The 19022-nt window shown below is 60.9% G+C and carries 10 protein-coding genes and 2 pseudogenes (1 of these 12 running past the window's edge); 7 read left to right on the forward strand and 5 right to left on the reverse strand.

The features are described from left to right. From ACD590_RS26425 to ligD, 4 genes and pseudogenes are all read right to left on the reverse strand, one after another. On the reverse strand, nucleotides 1-6384 hold the 5' portion of the coding sequence (locus ACD590_RS26425; RefSeq protein WP_439004049.1) for an Ig-like domain-containing protein. Its footprint begins 24063 nt before the window's first position; the window shows 6384 of its 30447 coding nt (coding positions 1-6384); its start codon is at nucleotides 6382-6384; its stop codon lies beyond the left edge, outside the window. Between the two features lie 93 nt (nucleotides 6385-6477). After that, nucleotides 6478-6675 (reverse strand): annotated as a pseudogene (locus ACD590_RS26430) (LEPR-XLL domain-containing protein); the annotation flags it as partial. Between the two features lie 279 nt (nucleotides 6676-6954). After that, nucleotides 6955-7038: pseudogene (locus ACD590_RS26435) on the reverse strand (SOS response-associated peptidase); the annotation flags it as partial. 62 nt (nucleotides 7039-7100) lie between these two features. Continuing rightward, complete coding sequence (gene ligD, locus ACD590_RS26440; protein ID WP_439003733.1) at nucleotides 7101-8150, reverse strand: non-homologous end-joining DNA ligase; 1050 nt, start codon at nucleotides 8148-8150, stop codon at nucleotides 7101-7103. Nucleotides 8151-8430: 280 nt separating this feature from the next. Between ligD and ACD590_RS26445 the strand changes: the two genes are divergently transcribed. Genes ACD590_RS26445 through ACD590_RS26455 form a run of 3 tightly spaced genes read left to right on the forward strand, consistent with a single transcriptional unit; the run spans nucleotide 8431 to nucleotide 13869 of the window. After that, nucleotides 8431-9183, forward strand: coding sequence for an ImuA family protein (locus tag ACD590_RS26445; RefSeq protein WP_439003734.1), 753 nt, complete (start codon nucleotides 8431-8433; stop codon nucleotides 9181-9183). Further along, the gene (locus ACD590_RS26450) at nucleotides 9104-10615 is read left to right on the forward strand and encodes a Y-family DNA polymerase (RefSeq protein WP_439003735.1); all 1512 of its coding nucleotides are present in this window, start codon (nucleotides 9104-9106) and stop codon (nucleotides 10613-10615) included. Before ACD590_RS26445 ends, ACD590_RS26450 begins: the two co-directional genes overlap by 80 nt. Further along, entirely contained in the window at nucleotides 10612-13869 is a 3258-nt protein-coding gene (locus tag ACD590_RS26455) for an error-prone DNA polymerase (RefSeq protein WP_439003736.1), read from the forward strand. Before ACD590_RS26450 ends, ACD590_RS26455 begins: the two co-directional genes overlap by 4 nt. Nucleotides 13870-14158: 289 nt before the next feature. On the opposite strand, the gene ACD590_RS26460 is transcribed toward ACD590_RS26455, so the two are convergent. Continuing rightward, nucleotides 14159-15106 carry a helix-turn-helix domain-containing protein gene (locus ACD590_RS26460; RefSeq protein ID WP_439003737.1) on the reverse strand — a complete coding sequence of 316 codons (948 nt, stop codon included), beginning with the start codon at nucleotides 15104-15106 and terminating at the stop codon, nucleotides 14159-14161. A 235-nt stretch (nucleotides 15107-15341) separates the two neighbouring features. On the opposite strand from ACD590_RS26460, the gene ACD590_RS26465 reads away from it, so the two are divergent. From ACD590_RS26465 to ACD590_RS26480, 4 genes are read left to right on the forward strand one after another with little or no spacing between them, the layout of a single operon-like run. Beyond that, nucleotides 15342-16628, forward strand: coding sequence for an ABC transporter substrate-binding protein (locus ACD590_RS26465; protein ID WP_439003738.1), 1287 nt, complete (start codon nucleotides 15342-15344; stop codon nucleotides 16626-16628). 17 nt (nucleotides 16629-16645) lie between these two features. Beyond that, entirely contained in the window at nucleotides 16646-17395 is a 750-nt protein-coding gene (locus ACD590_RS26470; protein WP_439003739.1) for an ABC transporter ATP-binding protein, read from the forward strand. Then, the gene (locus ACD590_RS26475; RefSeq protein WP_439003740.1) at nucleotides 17392-18141 is read left to right on the forward strand and encodes an ABC transporter ATP-binding protein; all 750 of its coding nucleotides are present in this window, start codon (nucleotides 17392-17394) and stop codon (nucleotides 18139-18141) included. Before ACD590_RS26470 ends, ACD590_RS26475 begins: the two co-directional genes overlap by 4 nt. Further along, entirely contained in the window at nucleotides 18141-19022 is an 882-nt protein-coding gene (locus tag ACD590_RS26480; RefSeq protein WP_439003741.1) for a branched-chain amino acid ABC transporter permease, read from the forward strand. Before ACD590_RS26475 ends, ACD590_RS26480 begins: the two co-directional genes overlap by 1 nt.

Consider the following 19022-nt stretch of genomic DNA (forward strand, 5'->3'; position numbering starts at 1 on the left):
TTGCGCCTGCGCGTCCGTGACGACGAACAAAAAGAAACTTCCCTGGATGCCGTCGGGCAGGCGCACGCTTGCCCGTCCTGCATAGGTGCCGTCTTTGGCGATTGCGCCGGTATGGGCTACATTGGCGAGGATACGATCGGAAGCATCGAGCGTGTCGTTAGCCGACAAGATGATCCGGTCGGTCCAGGCCGTCACATCGGTGGCATTTTCGCCCTGGTTGCGCACTCTCCACGAGATATCGATCAATTCGCCGCTGCGACCGGTAACCGGGGCGGATACCGCCTCGACGACGAGATCCGACGCAGGGGACTGCAAATCAATCGAAACGGGAACGCCAGTGTTGTTGCTCAGCGTGTCAGGTTCGATGTTCGCGCCTGCGGTGTCAGTGCGCACCGTCAGCAGGTAGCCGCCGTCGCGGCGTGAAGGAAGCGTGATCGTCTCCTTGCGCGAATATTCTCCCTCGGGAGCGAGTCCTCCCGCCCTGTCAAAGCTTGCAATTACGGTGTCATCGTCATTTCCCCATATCGCATCGCGGCTGAGGATGACCGTGTCCTTCCAGGCCGTCGCGCCCGTGGCGACCGGTCCCTTGTTGGCTACGGTCCATTCCACCTCGATCTCTTGCCCTCCGATCCCGATAGCGGGGGCCGAAAGGCTGGTGACCGCGAGGTCGGGATAGAGCCTCGACTGCGACAACACTTCCACGAAAGCGTTGTTATTTGTCTCCGCGTTGGCCCCATCGGCTGCTTCGATGATACCACCGCTACCGTCCTGATTACGATCCGCCGTGACAGTGATGACGAGCGTGCCGGCGCCCTTTGATCCGTGCGGTAGTTGTATACTCTGGCTGCGCAGTCGGCTCTGTCCGCTTGCCAGCGGGCCATTCCCTGCCGCGGCCGGATCGTAATATGCAAAAGTCGTCGACACCGTCTCCCCAGTCGCGGCATTGACCACAGCAATCTGCGTATACCAGCCTGTCGACACCGCGAGCGCGCCGGCGTTTATTTCCCTCCATTCGATCGTGACCGCCCCGCCGGCCTGGACATCCGTGGTGACGACACGGAGATCGGCAATCCTGAGGTCCGGCGCCGATGCGATCGTCAGCTGCGCCAGGTTGTTGGCTTCGGCCGTTCCGGTCGAATTGGTCTCGGCAACCTGATTGCCGGAGTCCGCCGTGATCTCGAAGGAAAATTCGCCAGCGCTTGCCAATCCGGAGGGCCATGTCAGGCTGTGATGGCGCGTCTGGCTGGCACCGGCCGCAAGGCCGGCCTGGCTCTCGAACGCGACATTTTCGACAAGGACAGTCTGTCCTGTGGAGAGATTGCGAATGCGGATCTGATCAGCCCAAGCGTTTCCGACGGGCAGAGTGCCGGTGTTGCGGACGGTCCAGGTGAGATTGACCGTGTCACCTGGACGCCAACCCGTAGGCGGATTGACCCCGATATCGTCAACGACGAGGTCCGCGCCGGGGCCGTCTCCTGATGAAGGAATGGGAGCAGGCGTCGTATCGGTGACCTTCTGGATGGCGAAGGTGAGGTCGAGGGGACTGTCGGGATTGGAGACATAGCCTTCGACGGCGAGCGTGTAGGTTCCCGACAGGGCGAGCGTCTCGACGTCGCGATCGCCGAAGCCTTGCGACCAGACGTCTTTGCCGAAGGGATCGATGAGGCGCCAGTTGATGGAGCCGGTGCCGTCCCGCCAGTCGAAGTAGAAGCGCTCACCGGCGGCAGCATCGAAACTGTAGAGCAGCGTCTCGCGGCCGGTGGGAAGATTGGCCGAGACCGGCTGGCCCGATGTGATCGGATCTGCGGCGGCAAGATCGAGCAGGCGGAAATCGTAGGAGCCGGTGGCGTCGTAGTCGGCGTCGACGGTGAGCGTGTAGGATCCGGCCAGCAGTTCCAGCACGGGGTTGGAAAGGCTGCCTGCACCCGAATTGGCGAGGGAGCGGGGGATGTCGAACTCCAGACCGCGCGGGCCGACGAGGCGCCATTGCAGGCTCGGAGCTTCCGTCAGGCTGTCGAAATAGAAGCGGCCCGCCGTTGCGAGGTTGAAGGTGAAGCTGTTCTTCTGGCCGGCATGGGTGATCTCGCCTTCGGCCTTGGCACCGATCGTCATCGGCTTCGTCGTATCGGTGACCTTCTGGATGGCGAAGGTGAGGTCGAGGGGACTGTCGGGATTGGAGACATAGCCTTCGACGGCGAGCGTGTAGGTTCCCGACAGGGCGAGCGTCTCGACGTCGCGATCGCCGAAGCCTTGCGACCAGACGTCTTTGCCGAAGGGATCGATGAGGCGCCAGTTGATGGAGCCGGTGCCGTCCCGCCAGTCGAAGTAGAAGCGTTCACCGGCGGCAGCATCGAAACTGTAGAGCAGCGTCTCGCGGCCGGTGGGAAGATTGGCCGAGACCGGCTGGCCCGATGTGATCGGATCTGCGGCGGCAAGATCGAGCAGGCGGAAATCGTAGGAGCCAACCGAGGGGCCATTGCCCTGCACCCGCAAGCGATAGATGCCCGGCACCTGGAGCAGGAGCGTGGCATCACTTCCAATCGTCCACGCATCGGAATTGGCGAACGAGCGGGAGGAGACAATGTCGCCTTGTGGACCGACAAGATCCCAGACCAGGTCAGGCGTGTTGCTCAGGGCATCGAAGAGGATTTGTTTTGGCTGGGTGACGCTGAATACATAGTCGTCCTGCTCTCCCTCTGCGGTGATCTCCCCTTGTTTGGTCTCACCCAGGACGAGCTCTGCGCCGGTTGGCGCCGGCAGCTCGACATGGCCTTGCGAGGTGACGGTGAATGTATATTGCAGCGCCCCGGTGGCATCGACTTGGCCTTCGAAGAGAAGGGTATAGACGCCCGTCAAACGAAGGGTGAGGGACGGGCTGTCGTTGAAAAAGTCACTATGGACCTGGCCGCCATAGGGGTCGATCAACCGCCAGTACGGATTGCCGGCGGTGAGGGCCTGCCGATTGAGCAGGATCTGGTCGCCGGCCTGAGCGCTGAAGCTGTAGATCGCTGTCTCGTTTCCCGAGGCGAGCGTCCCAGGGACCGGCTCGCCCCGGATAATCGGATTTGCGGCGGCCAGGTCGAGCAGGCGGAATGCGTAGGAGCCGGTGGTGTCGTAGTCGGCGTCGACGATGAGCGTGTAGGATCCGGCCAGCAGTTCCAGCACGGGGCGTTCGGAAGAGCCGGAGGCGTCCGAATTGGCAAGGAAGCGGGGGTTGTTGAACTCCAGGCCGCGTGGCCCGACGAGGCGCCATTGCAGGTTGGGATCGTTCGTCAGGCTGTCGAAATAGAAGCGGCCCGCCGTTGCGAGGTTGAAGGTGAAGCTGTTCTTCTGGCCGGCATGGGTGATCTCGCCTTCGGCCTTGGCACCGATCGTCATCGGCTTCGTCGTATCGGTGACCTTCTGGATGGCGAAGGTGAGGTCGAGGGGACTGTCGGGATTGGAGACATAGCCTTCGACGGCGAGCGTGTAGGTTCCCGACAGGGCGAGCGTCTCGACGTCGCGATCGCCGAAGCCTTGCGACCAGACGTCTTTGCCGAAGGGATCGATGAGGCGCCAGTTGATGGAGCCGGTGCCGTCCCGCCAGTCGAAGTAGAAGCGCTCACCGGCGGCAGCATCGAAACTGTAGAGCAGCGTCTCGCGGCCGGTGGGAAGATTGGCCGAGACCGGCTGGCCCGATGTGATCGGATCTGCGGCGGCAAGATCGAGCAGGCGGAAATCGTAGGAGCCGGTCGCGTCGTAGTCGGCGTCGACGATGAGCGTGTAGGATCCGGCCAGCAGTTCCAGGACCGGGTTAGAAAGGCTGCCTGCATCCGAATTGGCGAGGGAGCGGGGGATGTCGAACTCCAGACCGCGTGGCCCGACGAGGCGCCATTGCAGGTTGGGATCGTTCGTCAGGCTGTCGAAATAGAAGCGGCCCGCCGTTGCGAGGTTGAAGGTGAAGCTGTTCTTCTGGCCGGCATGGGTGATCTCGCCTTCGGCCTTGGCACCGATCGTCATCGGCTTCGTTGTATCGGTGACCTTCTGGATGGCGAAGGTGAGGTCGAGGGGACTGTCGGGATTGGAGACATAGCCTTCGATGGCGAGCGTATAGGTTCCCGACAGGGCAAGGGTCTCGACGTCGCGATCGCCGAAGCCTTGCGACCAGACGTCTTTGCCGAAGGGATCGATGAGGCGCCAGTTGATGGAGCCGGTGCCGTCCCGCCAGTCGAAGTAGAAGCGCTCACCGGCGGCAGCATCGAAACTGTAGAGCAGCGTCTCGCGGCCGGTGGGAAGATTGGCCGAGACCGGCTGGCCCGATGTGATCGGATCTGCGGCGGCAAGATCGAGCAGGCGGAAATCGTAGGAGCCGGTGGCGTCGTAGTCGGCGTCGACGGTGAGCGTGTAGGATCCGGCCAGCAGTTCCAGCACGGGGTTGGAAAGGCTGCCTGCACCCGAATTGGCAAGGAAGCGGGGGTTGTTAAACTCCTGTCCGCGCGGGCCGACGAGGCGCCATTGCAGGCTCGGAGCTTCCGTCAGGCTGTCGAAATAGAAGCGGCCGGCCGTTGTAAGGTTGAAGGTGAAGCTGTTCTTCTGGCCGGCATGGGTGATCTCGCCTTCGGCCTTGGCACCGATCGTCATCGGCTTCGTTGTATCGGTGACCTTCTGGATGGCGAAGGTGAGGTCGAGGGGACTGTCGGGATTGGAGACATAGCCTTCGACGGCGAGGGTGTAGGTTCCCGACAGGGCGAGCGTCTCGACGTCGCGATCGCCGAAGCCTTGCGACCAGACGTCTTTGCCGAAGGGATCGATGAGGCGCCAGTTGATGGAGCCGGTGCCGTCCCGCCAGTCGAAGTAGAAGCGTTCACCGGCGGCAGCATCGAAACTGTAGAGCAGCGTCTCGCGGCCGGTGGGAAGATTGGCCGAGACCGGCTGGCCCGATGTGATCGGATCTGCGGCGGCAAGATCGAGCAGGCGGAATGCGTAGGAGCCAACCGAGGGGCCATTGCCCTGCACCCGCAAGCGATAGATGCCCGGCACCTGGAGCAGGAGCGTGGCATCACTTCCAATCGTCCACGCATCGGAATTGGCGAACGAGCGGGAGGAGACAATGTCGCCTTGTGGACCGATAAGATCCCAGACCAGGTCAGGCGTGTTGCTCAGGGCATCGAAGAGGATTTGTTTTGGCTGGGTGACGCTGAATACATAGTCGTCCTGCTCTCCCTCTGCGGTGATCTCCCCTTGTTTGGTCTCACCCAGGACGAGCTCTGCGCCGGTTGGCGCCGGCAGCTCGACATGGCCTTGCGAGGTGACGTTGAATGTATATTGCAGCGCCCCGGTGGCATCGACTTGGCCTTCGAAGAGAAGGGTATAGACGCCCGTCAAACGAAGGGTGAGGGACGGGCTGTCATTGAAAAAGTCACTATGGACCTGGCCGCCATAGGGGTCGATCAACCGCCAGTACGGATTGCCGGCGGTGAGGGCCTGCCGATTGAGCAGGATCTGGTCGCCGGCCTGAGCGCTGAAGCTGTAGATCGCTGTCTCGTTTCCCGAGGCGAGCGTCCCAGGGACCGGCTCGCCCCGGATAATCGGATTTGCGGCGGCCAGGTCGAGCAGGCGGAATGCGTAGGAGCCGGTGGTGTCGTAGTCGGCGTCGACGATGAGCGTGTAGGATCCGGCCAGCAGTTCCAGCACGGGGCGTTCGGAAGAGCCGGAGGCGTCCGAATTGGCAAGGAAGCGGGGGTTGTTGAACTCCAGGCCGCGTGGCCCGACGAGGCGCCATTGCAGGTTGGGATCGTTCGTCAGGCTGTCGAAATAGAAGCGGCCCGCCGTTGCGAGGTTGAAGGTGAAGCTGTTCTTCTGGCCGGCATGGGTGATCTCGCCTTCGGCCTTGGCACCGATCGTCATCGGCTTCGTCGTATCGGTGACCTTCTGGATGGCGAAGGTGAGGTCGAGGGGACTGTCGGGATTGGAGACATAGCCTTCGACGGCGAGCGTGTAGGTTCCCGACAGGGCGAGCGTCTCGACGTCGCGATCGCCGAAGCCTTGCGACCAGACGTCTTTGCCGAAGGGATCGATGAGGCGCCAGTTGATGGAGCCGGTGCCGTCCCGCCAGTCGAAGTAGAAGCGCTCACCGGCGGCAGCATCGAAACTGTAGAGCAGCGTCTCGCGGCCGGTGGGAAGATTGGCCGAGACCGGCTGGCCCGATGTGATCGGATCTGCGGCGGCAAGATCGAGCAGGCGGAAATCGTAGGAGCCGGTCGCGTCGGCCGATCCACCGACAGTCAGAGTATAATCTCCGGCAACAAGATCGAGTAGTGCGGAACGAGAGGTGGAAGCGTCCAGGTCGTTGAATGGATGATCTGTCCCTTCGGAACCGCTCGGCCCGGTCAAGCTCCACGTCAAATCACTATTTTCTAGAGAGTCGAAGTAGAGCTGTGTGTGTTCAGCCAGGTGGAACGTGAATTTGTCGGTCTCACCGGGGATATCTATCGACCCATGGACTGGCAAAAAATCAGCCGAAAGAAGCAGTCGTGGCTCAAGACTTTCGAATATGATGCCCGCAGTTTCGCGTGGCTCCGCTGCACAGTTTTTCTTTCTATTGTTTTCTTTCGATGAGGGCGAGTTGGAGGCTGACGACATGGCGTGGCCCGAACAACTGGTGCCCAAATGTTTAAGGCGAGTTGCAATATTCATTTACGCCCCCCGCGCAATGAGATCGATACAACCACTCCGGCTCACAATTACGTTATCGTATATTCTAGATACTAGATATATATATATTTCACCTTTAGAGGTATCGGGGGTGGATAGTGCTACCTCCTGGTGCGATCGGCACAACCAAAGGTTCTTGCAGATGGCGGCGAGCACATCGCAGAAGCCAAGCGTGCGGCTGGCGAAGATGGTACGAAAGGTAACGGAGAACTGAGTGGAACAAGCGGCGCGGAGTTATCGAGCGATGAACGGACAAGCCGCGTTGGCGTTGTAGATCGGGCTTTCGGCGTCCTGGGCCCACTTCGCGACCCAGTCCCTGTCTTCCATCCGATAAAGGTTACACATTGTGGGCCATCTGCTCCGCTTGAGCTCAGTGGAGGACAATCTAGCGTTTGGCGCTGATTTCGCTAGTCGAGCCGGAAGACCTCGGCATTGTCCTGCCGTTCGCGCAAACCCTTGTAAGATGGATGACGGAGTTTCCCGTCTGTCGTCCAGGCGCGAAACTCGATCTCGGCAATCAGCGTCGGTTCGACCCAGACGATATCGGCACTTCCGGAATAGGGCAGGGGCGGCTGCTTTCGCTTCCAGCGCAGCTTGTCCAGCATCTTCCGCAATCGGATGGCCTCGGTTTCCTTGAAACCCGTGCCGACGCTTCCGACGTGAACGAGATCAGCTCCGCGATTGGCGGCAAGCACCAACGACCCGAAGCCGGCAGGCGACGCCGACCTCTCATAGCCGACAATGAAGAAGGCCTCGCTGTGGACGCATTTGATCTTAACCCAATCCCCGGTCCGGCCGGAACGATAGGGCCGATCGAGGTGCTTGCCGACGATGCCTTCCAGGCCGAGACGGCAGACATGCTCAAGCAGGACGGCTGGTTCGGTGTCGAATGTTTCCGACAGCCGAATGGCTCCGTCTTTGCCGTTCAACGTGTCCTCGAGGAGATGCCGGCGCGATCGGTATTCGACACCGCGCAGATCGTGTCCGTCGAAATAGATGAGATCGAAAGCGTAGAAGATGGCGTCGGAGGCCCGGTTGCCGGCTTGTTTGCCGGATGCGCCCAGCGATTGCTGCAACAACCCGAAATCCGGCCGGCCCTCTCCATCAAGCACGACAGCCTCGCCGTCGATGATCATCGTCGCCGGCCCGAGCCTTCGGGCGGCCTCTACGATCGCCGGAAACCGGTGCGTCCAGTCATGGCCGCCGCGGGTGAGGACCCGGATACCCTGCGGCTCGATATGAACGGAAAGGCGATAGCCATCCCATTTCAGCTCCCAACTCCATTCTTTCCCTTTTGGAGGATGGCTCTTCAATTGCGCCAACGCGGGTTCGACGCGGTCTGGCATGGGATCGAAAGGCAGCTGTGGCTGGGCCGGATTTCGCTTGCCTCGCGGCTTTGATCGGATCGGAGCCTCGGTGTCACGAAGGAGGGGTTTTGATCTCGGAGGCTTGGTCATGCCGACAGTTCAGCAGAAAAATCTTAAAGACACTGTGACGATGCCGACTTGTCCCCGCAATTCACACAAAGGGAGTAGCGCTCTGACACGCTCCGAAAAAAACCTTCAACCGCTACCCACCTGATTCTCCTGAGTATTCTTCCGATTCCTAATGTTCAGGATAATATTCCCATCCTCCGGTTGCTTGACTCTTCAAGTCGGCGGGAACAGATAGAGAACATCCGCATTTTGATCGACATGATGTCGGCCGCCAACACGACCTTGAAGGGAGCCGTGAACGATGACTGCTGCCCGTGAACGGGTGATTTCCGATCTGCGCGAGCGCATCGCCTCGCTGGAAGGCGTGTCGACCCGGAAGGCCGGCTGTCTTTCCTTCGGGGTGCCGGAGATAGATGCAGTCCTGCCGGGAGGTGGCCTTGCCTATGGCGCCCTGCACGAATTTGCTGGTGGCGGGTCGGGCACGGTGGATGGTGCGGCGGCAGCCCTTTTCGCAGCCGGCATCGCGGCCCGCACCAAAGGTCCTGTGGTCTGGTGCCTGACGCGGCCGGATCTATTTTTCCCCGCACTCGCTGAGGTCGGGCTGCATCCCGACCGGGTGATCTTCGTCGAGTCCGACAAGGAAGAGGACGTGCTCGCCAATATGGAGGAGGGGCTTTCCTTCGGTGGGCTCGGAGCCGTCGTTGGTGAACTCGTTCGCTTGCCAATGGTCGGCTCGCGCCGGCTGCAGCTGGCGGCCGAGCGAACAGGCACGATGGCGCTCGCGGTCCGACGCTGGCGACGGCAGACGGAGGCGAATGATTTCGGGCAGCCGACGGCCTCGACCACAAGGTGGCGGGTCAGCGTCATGCCGTCGGAGGAATTGCCAGTGCTAGGTGTCGGAAAGTCCCAATGGTTGCTGGAATTGATGCGCGTGAAAGCGGGTGAATGTGATGAGTTTCTCGTGAGGGCGTGCGATGACAAGGGTCGTCTCGATCTATCTTCCGGATCTGCCAACGGATCGTATTCGTCGCGCCGATCCATCCATTCCGCCTGAACAGGCAATCGCCGTGATTGCAAGGAGCGGCTCGAAACGCTGGGTATCGGCCGCAGACACCGCCGCCCGAAAAGCCGGCGTTCATGTCGGCATGCCTGCGGCGAAAGCGCAGGCGCTGTTCCGTGGCCTGATGCTGGTCGATGCGGATCCTGCAACGGATGCCGCAGCACTCGAGCGGATCACGCTCTGGGCGCTGACGCTTTATTCCCCTGTTGTCGCAGTCGATGGGATCGACGGCATCGTCATGGACACAGAGGGTGCCGATCACCTGCAGGGCGGCGAGTTGCCGATGGTGACGAGGATCGCCAATCAGTTCCTGGCCAGGAAGCTCACGCCCCGCGTTGCTGTCGCCGACACCTGGGGCGCGGCGCATGCCTGCGCGCGCGCCATCAGCGGTGAGACGGCCATCGTCCCGATCGGTGAGACCGTGCGCGCCGTCGAGAAGCTGCCGATATCGCTGCTGCGCCTTCCCGGCGCGGTCGTCAGCGACCTTCGCACGCTTGGCTTCCAGACCATCGGCGAATTGGCCAATACGCCGCGCGCGCCGCTGACGCTTCGTTTCGGTCCGGAGATCGGCCGGCGGCTCGATCAGATGTTCGGCCGCTTGTCCGAACCGATCGATCCGATCCGCACTGCCGAGTTGATCGAGGTCTCCAGAGCCTTTGCCGAACCGATCGGTGCTGCCGAAACGATCAACAAATATGTCGGCCGGCTCGTCATGCAACTGATCGAGGAACTGCAAAAGCGCGGCCTTGGCGTTCGCCGTGCGGATCTGATCGTCGAGAAGGTCGATGGGACCAGGCAGGCAATCCGCGTCGGGACGGTCAAACCGGTGCGCGATGTCGCCTGGCTGACGAAGCTGTTTCGCGACCGCACGGAAAAGATCGAGCCCGGCTTCGGGATCGAGAAGCTGACGCTCGTCGCCGTCATGGCTGAGCCGCTGGAGGAGCGCCAGAAATCCTCGTCGCTGGTCGAGGATGACGTCACCGACGTCACGCCGCTGATCGACATTTATGGAAGCCGTGGCCAGCGTGTTTATCGGGTGGCGCCCGTTGCCTCCGACGTGCCGGAGCGCTCCGTCCAGCGGATCGGTCCTGCGGCCGATCCGGTCGAGGTCACCTGGGTCAGCCATTGGCGCCGGCCGGTCCGCCTGCTGGCGCGTCCCGAGCTGATCGAGGCCATCGCCTTGCTGCCGGACCGCCCGCCTGTCTCCATCACCTGGCGTGGCAAGCGCCGCAAGGTCAAGCGGGCCGATGGTCCGGAGCGGATTTTTGGCGAGTGGTGGCAGCGCGACGCCGAGATGGAGGCGGTACGCGATTATTTCGTCATCGAAGACGAGGCTGGCGAACGTCTCTGGGTCTTTCGTTCCGGTGACGGCATCGATCCCGAAACCGGAAGCCATCGCTGGTTCATGCACGGAATCTTCGCATGAGCTATGCCGAGCTGCAGGTCACCACCCATTTTTCCTTCCTGCGCGGGGCAAGCTCGGCGCAGGAACTGTTCGGGACCGCCAAGGCTCTCGGCATCGAAGCCCTCGGCGTCGTCGACCGCAATTCGCTGGCCGGGATTGTGCGGGCGCTCGAGGCATCGCGGGCGACCGGTTTGCGGCTCGTCGTCGGCTGCCGGCTCGATCTGCAAGACGGCATGTCGGTGCTGGTCTATCCGACCGATCGGGCTGGCTATTCCCGGCTGACCCGCCTTATCACCCTCGGCAAGTCGCGCGGCGGCAAGAACAACTGCATCCTGCACTGGGACGACGTCATCGCCTATGCCGAAGGAATGATCGGCATCCTGGTGCCGGATCTGCCGGATGACGCCTGTGCGATCCAGCTGCGCAGGATGGCCGAGGTGTTTGGCGATCGGGCCTATGTGTCGCTCTGCCTGCGGCGCCGACAGAACGACCAGCTGCGGCTGTATGAAGTTTCCAATCTCGCCACGCGCTTCAAGGTGAAGACGGTCGTCACCAATGATGTCCTCTTTCATGAGCCAGGCCGTCGGCAGTTGCAGGACATTGTCACCTGCATTCGAACCCACACGACGATCGACGATGTCGGTTTCGAGCGCGAGCGCCATGCCGATCGATACCTGAAGCCGCCGGAAGAAATGCAGCGGTTGTTTCCGCGATATTCCGAGGCCTTAGCGCGAACGATGGAGATTGTCCGTAGGTGCACTTTCTCGCTCGACGAACTCACCTACCAATATCCGGACGAGGCGATCGTGCCGGGCAAGGATGCCCAAGCGTCGCTTGAGCATTACGTCTGGGAGTGCGTGCCCGATCGCTATCCGGAGGGGCTGCCGCCCGATGTGTTGAAAACCGTGCGGCACGAACTCGATCTCATCCGCACCATGAAATACGCCCCCTATTTTCTCACAGTCTTCTCGATCGTGCGCTATGCGCGGTCCCAGGGCATTCTTTGCCAGGGCAGGGGTTCGGCAGCCAACAGTGCCGTCTGCTATATCCTTGGCATCACCTCGATCGATCCCTCGACCAACGACCTACTGTTTGAGCGTTTTGTCAGCCAGGAGCGGGACGAGCCGCCGGATATCGATGTCGATTTCGAGCACGAGCGGCGCGAGGAGGTGATTCAGTGGATCTACAAGACCTACGGCCGGGAAAAGGCGGCCCTCTGCGCGACCGTAACCCGCTACCGCGCCCGCGGCGCAATCCGCAACGTCGGCAAGGCGCTCGGCCTGCCGGAGGACGTGATTAAGGCGCTGTCGTCGGGCATGTGGTCCTGGTCGGAGGAGGTTTGTGACCGCAATGTCCGCGAACTCAATCTCAATCCAGACGACCGGCGTCTTGTGCTGACTTTGAAGCTCGCACAGCAATTAATGGGCGCGCCAAGGCATCTCGGCCAGCATCCCGGCGGTTTTGTCCTCACCCATGATCGGCTCGACGATCTCGTGCCGATCGAACCGGCCACGATGAAGGACCGTCAGATCATCGAATGGGACAAAGACGATATTGAAGCGCTGAAGTTCATGAAGGTGGACATCCTGGCCCTTGGCATGCTGACCTGCATGGCCAAGGCCTTCGATCTGATCCGCGAACACAAGGACCGCGATCTCGACCTGTCGAAGATCGAGCAGGAGGATCCCGCCACTTATGCGATGATCCGCAAGGCCGATACGCTCGGCACCTTCCAGATCGAAAGCCGCGCGCAGATGGCGATGCTGCCGCGGCTGAAACCGCGAACCTTCTACGACCTCGTGGTGCAGGTCGCCATTGTCCGGCCCGGTCCGATCCAAGGGGATATGGTGCATCCCTATCTGCGCCGGCGCGAAGGCAAGGAGGCAGTCGAATACCCGACGCCGGAACTCGAGGCCGTGCTCGGCAAGACGCTGGGCGTGCCGCTGTTTCAAGAGTCGGCGATGAGGGTCGCGATGGTCTGCGCCGGCTTTACCGGCGGCGAGGCCGACCAGTTGCGCAAGTCGATGGCGACCTTCAAGTTCACCGGCGGCGTCTCGCGGTTCAAGGACAAACTCGTATCGGGCATGGTGAGGAATGGCTACACGCCGGAATTCGCCGAAAAGACGTTCTCCCAGCTCGAAGGTTTTGGCAGCTATGGCTTCCCCGAAAGCCATGCAGCCTCCTTCGCACTGATCGCCTACGCATCGAACTTCATCAAATGCCATTACCCGGATGTCTTTTGCGCAGCCCTTTTGAACAGTCAGCCGATGGGCTTTTACGCGCCTGCCCAGATTGTCGGTGATGCGATCAAGCATGGCGTCGAGGTGCGGCCAGTCTGTGTCAACCGCTCGCGCTGGAACTGCACGTTGGAGAGGATCGGCAGCACCGATCGGCATGCTGTCCGGCTCGGTTTTCGGCAGGTGAAGGGATTGGCAATGGTGGATGCGGCGCGGATCGTGACGGCGCGCATGAACAGTCCTTTCGCGTCTGTTGATGACATGTGGCGCCGGTCCACCGTGCCGACGGAAGCGCTTGTTCAGCTGGCAGAGGCCGATGCATTCCTTCCATCGCTGAAACTCGAACGGCGCGATGCCATCTGGGCAATTAAGGCGTTGCGCGACGAGCCACTGCCCTTGTTTGCAGCCGCGGCTGAACGCGAGATGGCGGCAATTGCAGAGCAGCAAGAGCCGGAGGTGGCGCTTCGGCAAATGACGGACGGGCACAACGTCATTGAGGACTACAGCCATACCGGGCTCACCCTGCGGCAGCACCCGGTTGCCTTCCTCCGCACGGACCTTTCAGCACGCAACATCATCACCTGCGCAGAGGCGATGAATGCGCGGGACGGTCGGTGGGTTTACACGGCTGGTCTCGTCCTGGTCCGGCAGAAGCCGGGATCGGCCAAGGGTGTCATGTTCATTACCATCGAGGACGAAACGGGGCCGGCCAACATCGTCGTCTGGCCGACACTGTTCGAAAAACGGCGGCGGGTGGTGCTGGGGTCCTCGATGATGGCGATCAATGGCCGAATCCAGCGGGAAGGGGAGGTCGTGCATCTCGTGGCACAGCTACTGTTCGACCTGTCAGCGGACCTCGTCGGTCTGGCTGATCGGGATAGCGAGTTCAAGCTGCCGACCGGGCGCGGCGACGAGTTTGCCCACGGCGGCGGCGGGCCGGATTCGCGAGACAGGCCGAAGCCGGTGGTCCCGCGGGACTTGTTCACGCCCGATCTTCATATCGATACGCTGAAGGTGAAAGCGCGGAATTTTCATTGATACGTGGGATGGAATAACGGGCCGACGGTTCGTATTAGTTCAAGGCGACGCTTCCGCCTGAACCTTATTGAGCCAAAGGATATCGGAAGCGAAGGATCTCGGTGACGGCAATCTTCTCAGCTACTTCCGCGCCCGAACTAGCGGATCATTTTCTCAAGCTCATCTTTCAGGCGTTCGATCCTTTCAAGACCAGTGGTATCTGAGAAGCGTCAAAATCATTTTTCAATCGGCCACACGTGTAATCTCACAGTGAAACGACCAACGCCATGTTTTAGGGCCCGAATGCGCACTACTTAAAGTCCCGTGGACTTGCCCCGAAATGCTTTTTAAAGCGGGACGAGAAATGCGCCTGACTGACAAACCCACAGCTATATCCAATTTCGCCCAGGTTGATCGGTCTGTTTGACGTCCTGGCATGTTGCAGCAATCGACAGGCCTCCATCAGCCTGATTTCCATCACCACGTCGCCGAATGTTGTGCCGTGCCGATGGAAGACGCGGTGAAGATATCCGACCGATATGCGGTGCGCTCCTGCGACGCTTGCGGGACTGAGGTTCGGATCGCGAAAATGCGCGCGCACGTAGGACATCAGCCGGTCGTACATGACCGAGACCAACGATTGACGATCTCTCATCATCAGATCGCTTTCTGGGTGCGTCTCTATCATCAGACAGATGAGGTCGGTCAGCGTCTGTTCCAGCTTCATGCTGTCGCCGCCGCCATCAAACTTCAGCAGTTGCGCGCCCATCTGGGCGACAACGGGCACAAGGAACGGGTTTGCAAAATTCTTGGTGCCGCAGATATCGTCGATCTTGTTCACGCGTGATCGCAAGGCAGCACAGGAGATCTTGAGGGTTACGTTTTCGGATTGGTCAGGCACATCGATCCTGTACCCTTCGGCAGAGTTCAGAAGGAAAACGCTTCCGGGCAGCACGACGCCTGCTCGTCCATTTTGTTCGAACGCCATTCGCTGACGTGTGGGGAACAGGAAAACGAAGTTCTCCGACTTGTCACGCTGTGCCGCAGACTTGTGCCGAACCACTTTTTGAGCATCTGCTTTAAATTGCGACAGGCCGATCGATGGAAATTGTACTTCATAAAGTTCGCCCCGGACTTTGTCTGCCGACAATGGGACGATATCCAAGTCGTAATACACGGAAGACATGTATTCTTGCCAGGCGCTGAGCTTGTTTGCGCTCTGAAGTTGTTCAGTGTTGTAATGATGGACAATTGGCATGATAGGCACCCCGCCTGAAACCATGAACAGTCGCAGTATGTCTCAATTTACACGCAAGGAACATGCCGCTTCCCAAAGTCGTCCGACATGAGCATTCATCGTTCACTCTCGGAACAAAGTGCGGTCTGTCTCAGGCAATACGCAGCCGCGTTGCCGCGATAACGTTCCCTCCACTGCAAAAATGCAGCGCGGGCTCCAAGGTGGGCCAGCGGTCAAAAATCGGGGGACTATCATCATGCTGAAGGATATTTCGCGCCGCACCGTGCTGAAAACGCTGTCGGCCGGCGTTGCCGCCTCGACCTTTCCATCACCCTTCGTGCGCCGCAGTTTTGCGTCGGAACCCATCCTGCTGGGCTTGCCGATCTCGCAGACGGCAATGGCCGGTGTGGCCGACCATCAGGACTATCTGAACGGGACGACCCTTGCGCTTGAGGAGATCAACGCGGCCGGCGGCGTTCTCGGCCGCGAGATCAAGCCCGTCGTCGTCGATTTCGACGTGCTGTCGCCCGAAAGTGGGCGCGTCGCGATCAACAGCCTCGTCGATGCCAAGGTGCATGCGATGTCCACGGCGTTTACCTTCACGCCTATTCCGCTGGCCGATGCTTCCGCCGGTTACAAGGCGCCGTTCCTCTGGGGTCTGACGCAACGCGCGATGACCGATGCGCTGGTCAAGAACCCGGAGAAGTACCGCCACATCTTCCAGACGGATCCGTCCGAAGTGCACTACGGCTACACCTTCCCCATGTTCCTGCAGACCATGCAGGACAAGGGTGTCTGGAAACCGAAGAACAACGGTGTCCACATCGTCCAGGAACAGATCGCCTACAACCAGACGATCTCCAAATGCCTGCAGGCGGCGCTGCCGAAGAGCAAGTTCGAACTCGCGGGCATCACCGATATCCAGTACCCTGTGCAGGACTGGGGACCGGTCATCCAGGACATCAAGAAGATCGGCGCCGGCGCCGTGATGATCGACCACTGGGTCGCCGCCGAATATGCAGCCTTCGTCAAGCAGTATCAGGCCGATCCGCTGGAAGGCACACTCGTCTATCTCCAGTACGGACCTTCCCAGCCGGAATTTCTCGAACTGTCCGGTCCCGCTGCCGAAGGGTTCGTCTGGAGCACTGTGCTCGGCGTCTATGCCGACGAGAAGGGCAAGGAGTTTCGAGCGAAGTACCAGAAGCGGTTTCCCGGAATCATGGGCCTTTGCTACACAGGCAATGGCTATGACACGACCTACTACCTCAAGGCGGCCTGGGAAGCGGTCGGCGATCCATCGAAGTTCGAGGCGGTCGCCGACTGGATCCGCACCAATCCCTATCGTGGCGTCTGCGGCTACATGAGCATGGGCAATGCCTTCCAGGAATGCGCCCACTATCCTGACAACGGCTACGATGTCACCGCGACGGATCTCGAAAAGGGCATGGCCCAGTTGTTCTTCCAGGTGCAGGACGGCGAACACAAGATCATCTATCCCGACGCGCTACAGGAAACCGAAATGCGCGCCGCACCATGGTGGTGATCTAGGGGGTGGTGAGCATGGCCTTGAACACCCTACAGGGCACCCTTTTCGCCTGCGAGAACATCACACTCGAACTCGGTGGACGCCAGATTCTCAACGGCGTCTCCCTTCATGTCGATCCCGCCGAAGTGCTCGGGGTCATCGGCCCGAACGGCGCCGGAAAGACCAGCCTGTTCGAGGTCCTCTCGGGGCGCATGCAGCCGAAATCAGGGCGGGTGATCTTCGATGGCAAGGATGTTACGTCCCTGCCATTGCAGAAACGGGCAAGGCTGGGGCTTGGACGGACATTCCAGACGCCCGTCGTGCCGGAAGAACTGACGGTCGCTGCGGTGTTCAAGGCGGCCAGGCAAGCCTTTGTGCCGTATCTGACGCCTGATGATGCCGAATGGGGCGCCGAACTGGTCGGCTTCCATGAGCCCGGCAACACGATTGCCGAACGTCTCGACACGCTCAACCGGCGTAAGCTGCTGATGGCCTGCCTGCTGATGCGGCGGCCGAAGCTGCTGCTGATGGACGAGCCGGCGGCAGGCCTGATCAACTCCGAAATCGACGAACTGGACGAGATCATGCGGGTTCTCGCCAAGGAGCTGGGCATCGCGATCATCATCGTCGAGCACCGGATCGAGCTTCTGGAAACCATCGCCGACCGGGTGATGGTGATGGATGCGGGCGACGTGATCTCGCAAGGCTCGCTGGCGGACGTGCTCGCCGACCCCAGGGTGAACGAGGCCTATTTCGAGACTGTCAGGGACGAGGCCGCAGCATGACGACGACAATCACTGCGCCGTACATTGCTCATCGGGAAATTCTGAATGTTGGCGGGCTTTCCGCTGGATGGGGGCCGATGCGCGTCATCCACGACCTCGATCTGAAAGTCTATGCGGGAGAACGCGTTGGTCTCGTCGGCCTGAACGGTCATGGCAAATCGACCCTTTTCCAGGCAATCGCCGGACTGACTGGCTGGCAACGCGGCTCTATTCTTCTTGACGGGCATGAGGTCGGCCGAACCCGAAGCCAGGGGCCGGGACGCTACACGCACCATATCGTCCGGCGGGGCTTAGCACTGATCCCGCAGGGTGACGAGATTTTCCACGGGCTGACGGTCGAGGAACATCTCGATAGCGGCGCTTTTACGCCGCGCGCCTGGTCCGAGCGAAAGAAGCGCAAGCAAGGCATTCTTCAGATCTTCCCACCGCTGGAAAAGCTGATGGCAACGCCGGTCGGACGCCTGTCGGGCGGCGAGCGGCGCATGGTGTCGATCGGCCGTGGGCTGATGGCGGACGCGATCCTCTTTCTGGTCGACGAGCCGTCGCTTGGCCTGGCGCCCAAGATCGGCAAGTCGGTGATCGAGGCGCTGATGGCGGTCGAACTCGGTGACAGCGCGATGGTTATTGCCGAGCAGAACGTTGCACTACTGGAAGGCAAGGTTGATCGGATCATCGGCATGCACGCCGGCAAACTCAAAGGCGAGGCATCGATCATGAAGAGTCTCACCGGGCATGGAGCGCATTGATGGATCTCGGTTTCATCGTTTCCAACGCTCTGACGCTCGCCTGCATCTACGGCACCATCGCCATCGGCATATCGTTGACCTGGTCGAGCCTCGGTCTCGTCAATATGGCCTACGGCTTCATCTTCGCGCTTTCGGGCTATGGTGCATGGCTCGCAAGCGTCTATCTTGCGCCGTCCCCGCCTCTTGTCATGGCGGCGGGTATCCTCACAGGAGCAGTCGGCGGCGTGTTCGTCTGCCTGGTTGCGTTCATCCCCGTCCATGACAAGCCGAATTTTCCGATCCGGGCTCTGATTGCGACCCTTGCGATCAGTCTTGCCGGCAATCAGATCCTGCTGTGGATGTTTGGCCCGAGGGCCAAATCGCTGCCGCAACTGTTCGGACGCGGGAAGGTCGATCTCTTCGGCGTCGTTCTGACGGCCGACAAGATCGGTGCGTCGCTTTCCGCCATCGCGCTTCTGTCGCTGATCCTGCTCTGGATGCGCTCCAGCCGGCGGGGCCTCGAGATACGCGCGATGATGATGAACCCGCATGCCGCCGCCATTGTCGGCATTGGGGTGCGCCGTACGGCTATTTCTGTGATGGCGCTGACCGGCGCGCTCGCCGGACTTGCCGCCGTGCTTCTGGCGCAGACCTACTATGTCGCCCCTTTCAGCGGCATCACCCCAATGGTCAAGGGATTGAGCATCGCGCTCGTCGGTGGGTTGGGCAGCGTGCCGGGTGCCGTGATCGGCGCCATTCTTCTCGGGTTCAACGAGGCGCTGACTTCGTCGCTGCTCGGCGGACAATATGTCCTCATCACCCAGTTCCTGCTGATCATCGTAATTCTTCTGTTCAGGCCGCGCGGCATCGCCGGCATCCTCGACAAGGCACGGGAGGCCTGA

This window comes from Rhizobium sp. 862_C5_N1_2, from assembly GCF_051811205.1.
Lineage (GTDB): Bacteria > Pseudomonadota > Alphaproteobacteria > Rhizobiales > Rhizobiaceae > Rhizobium > Rhizobium leguminosarum.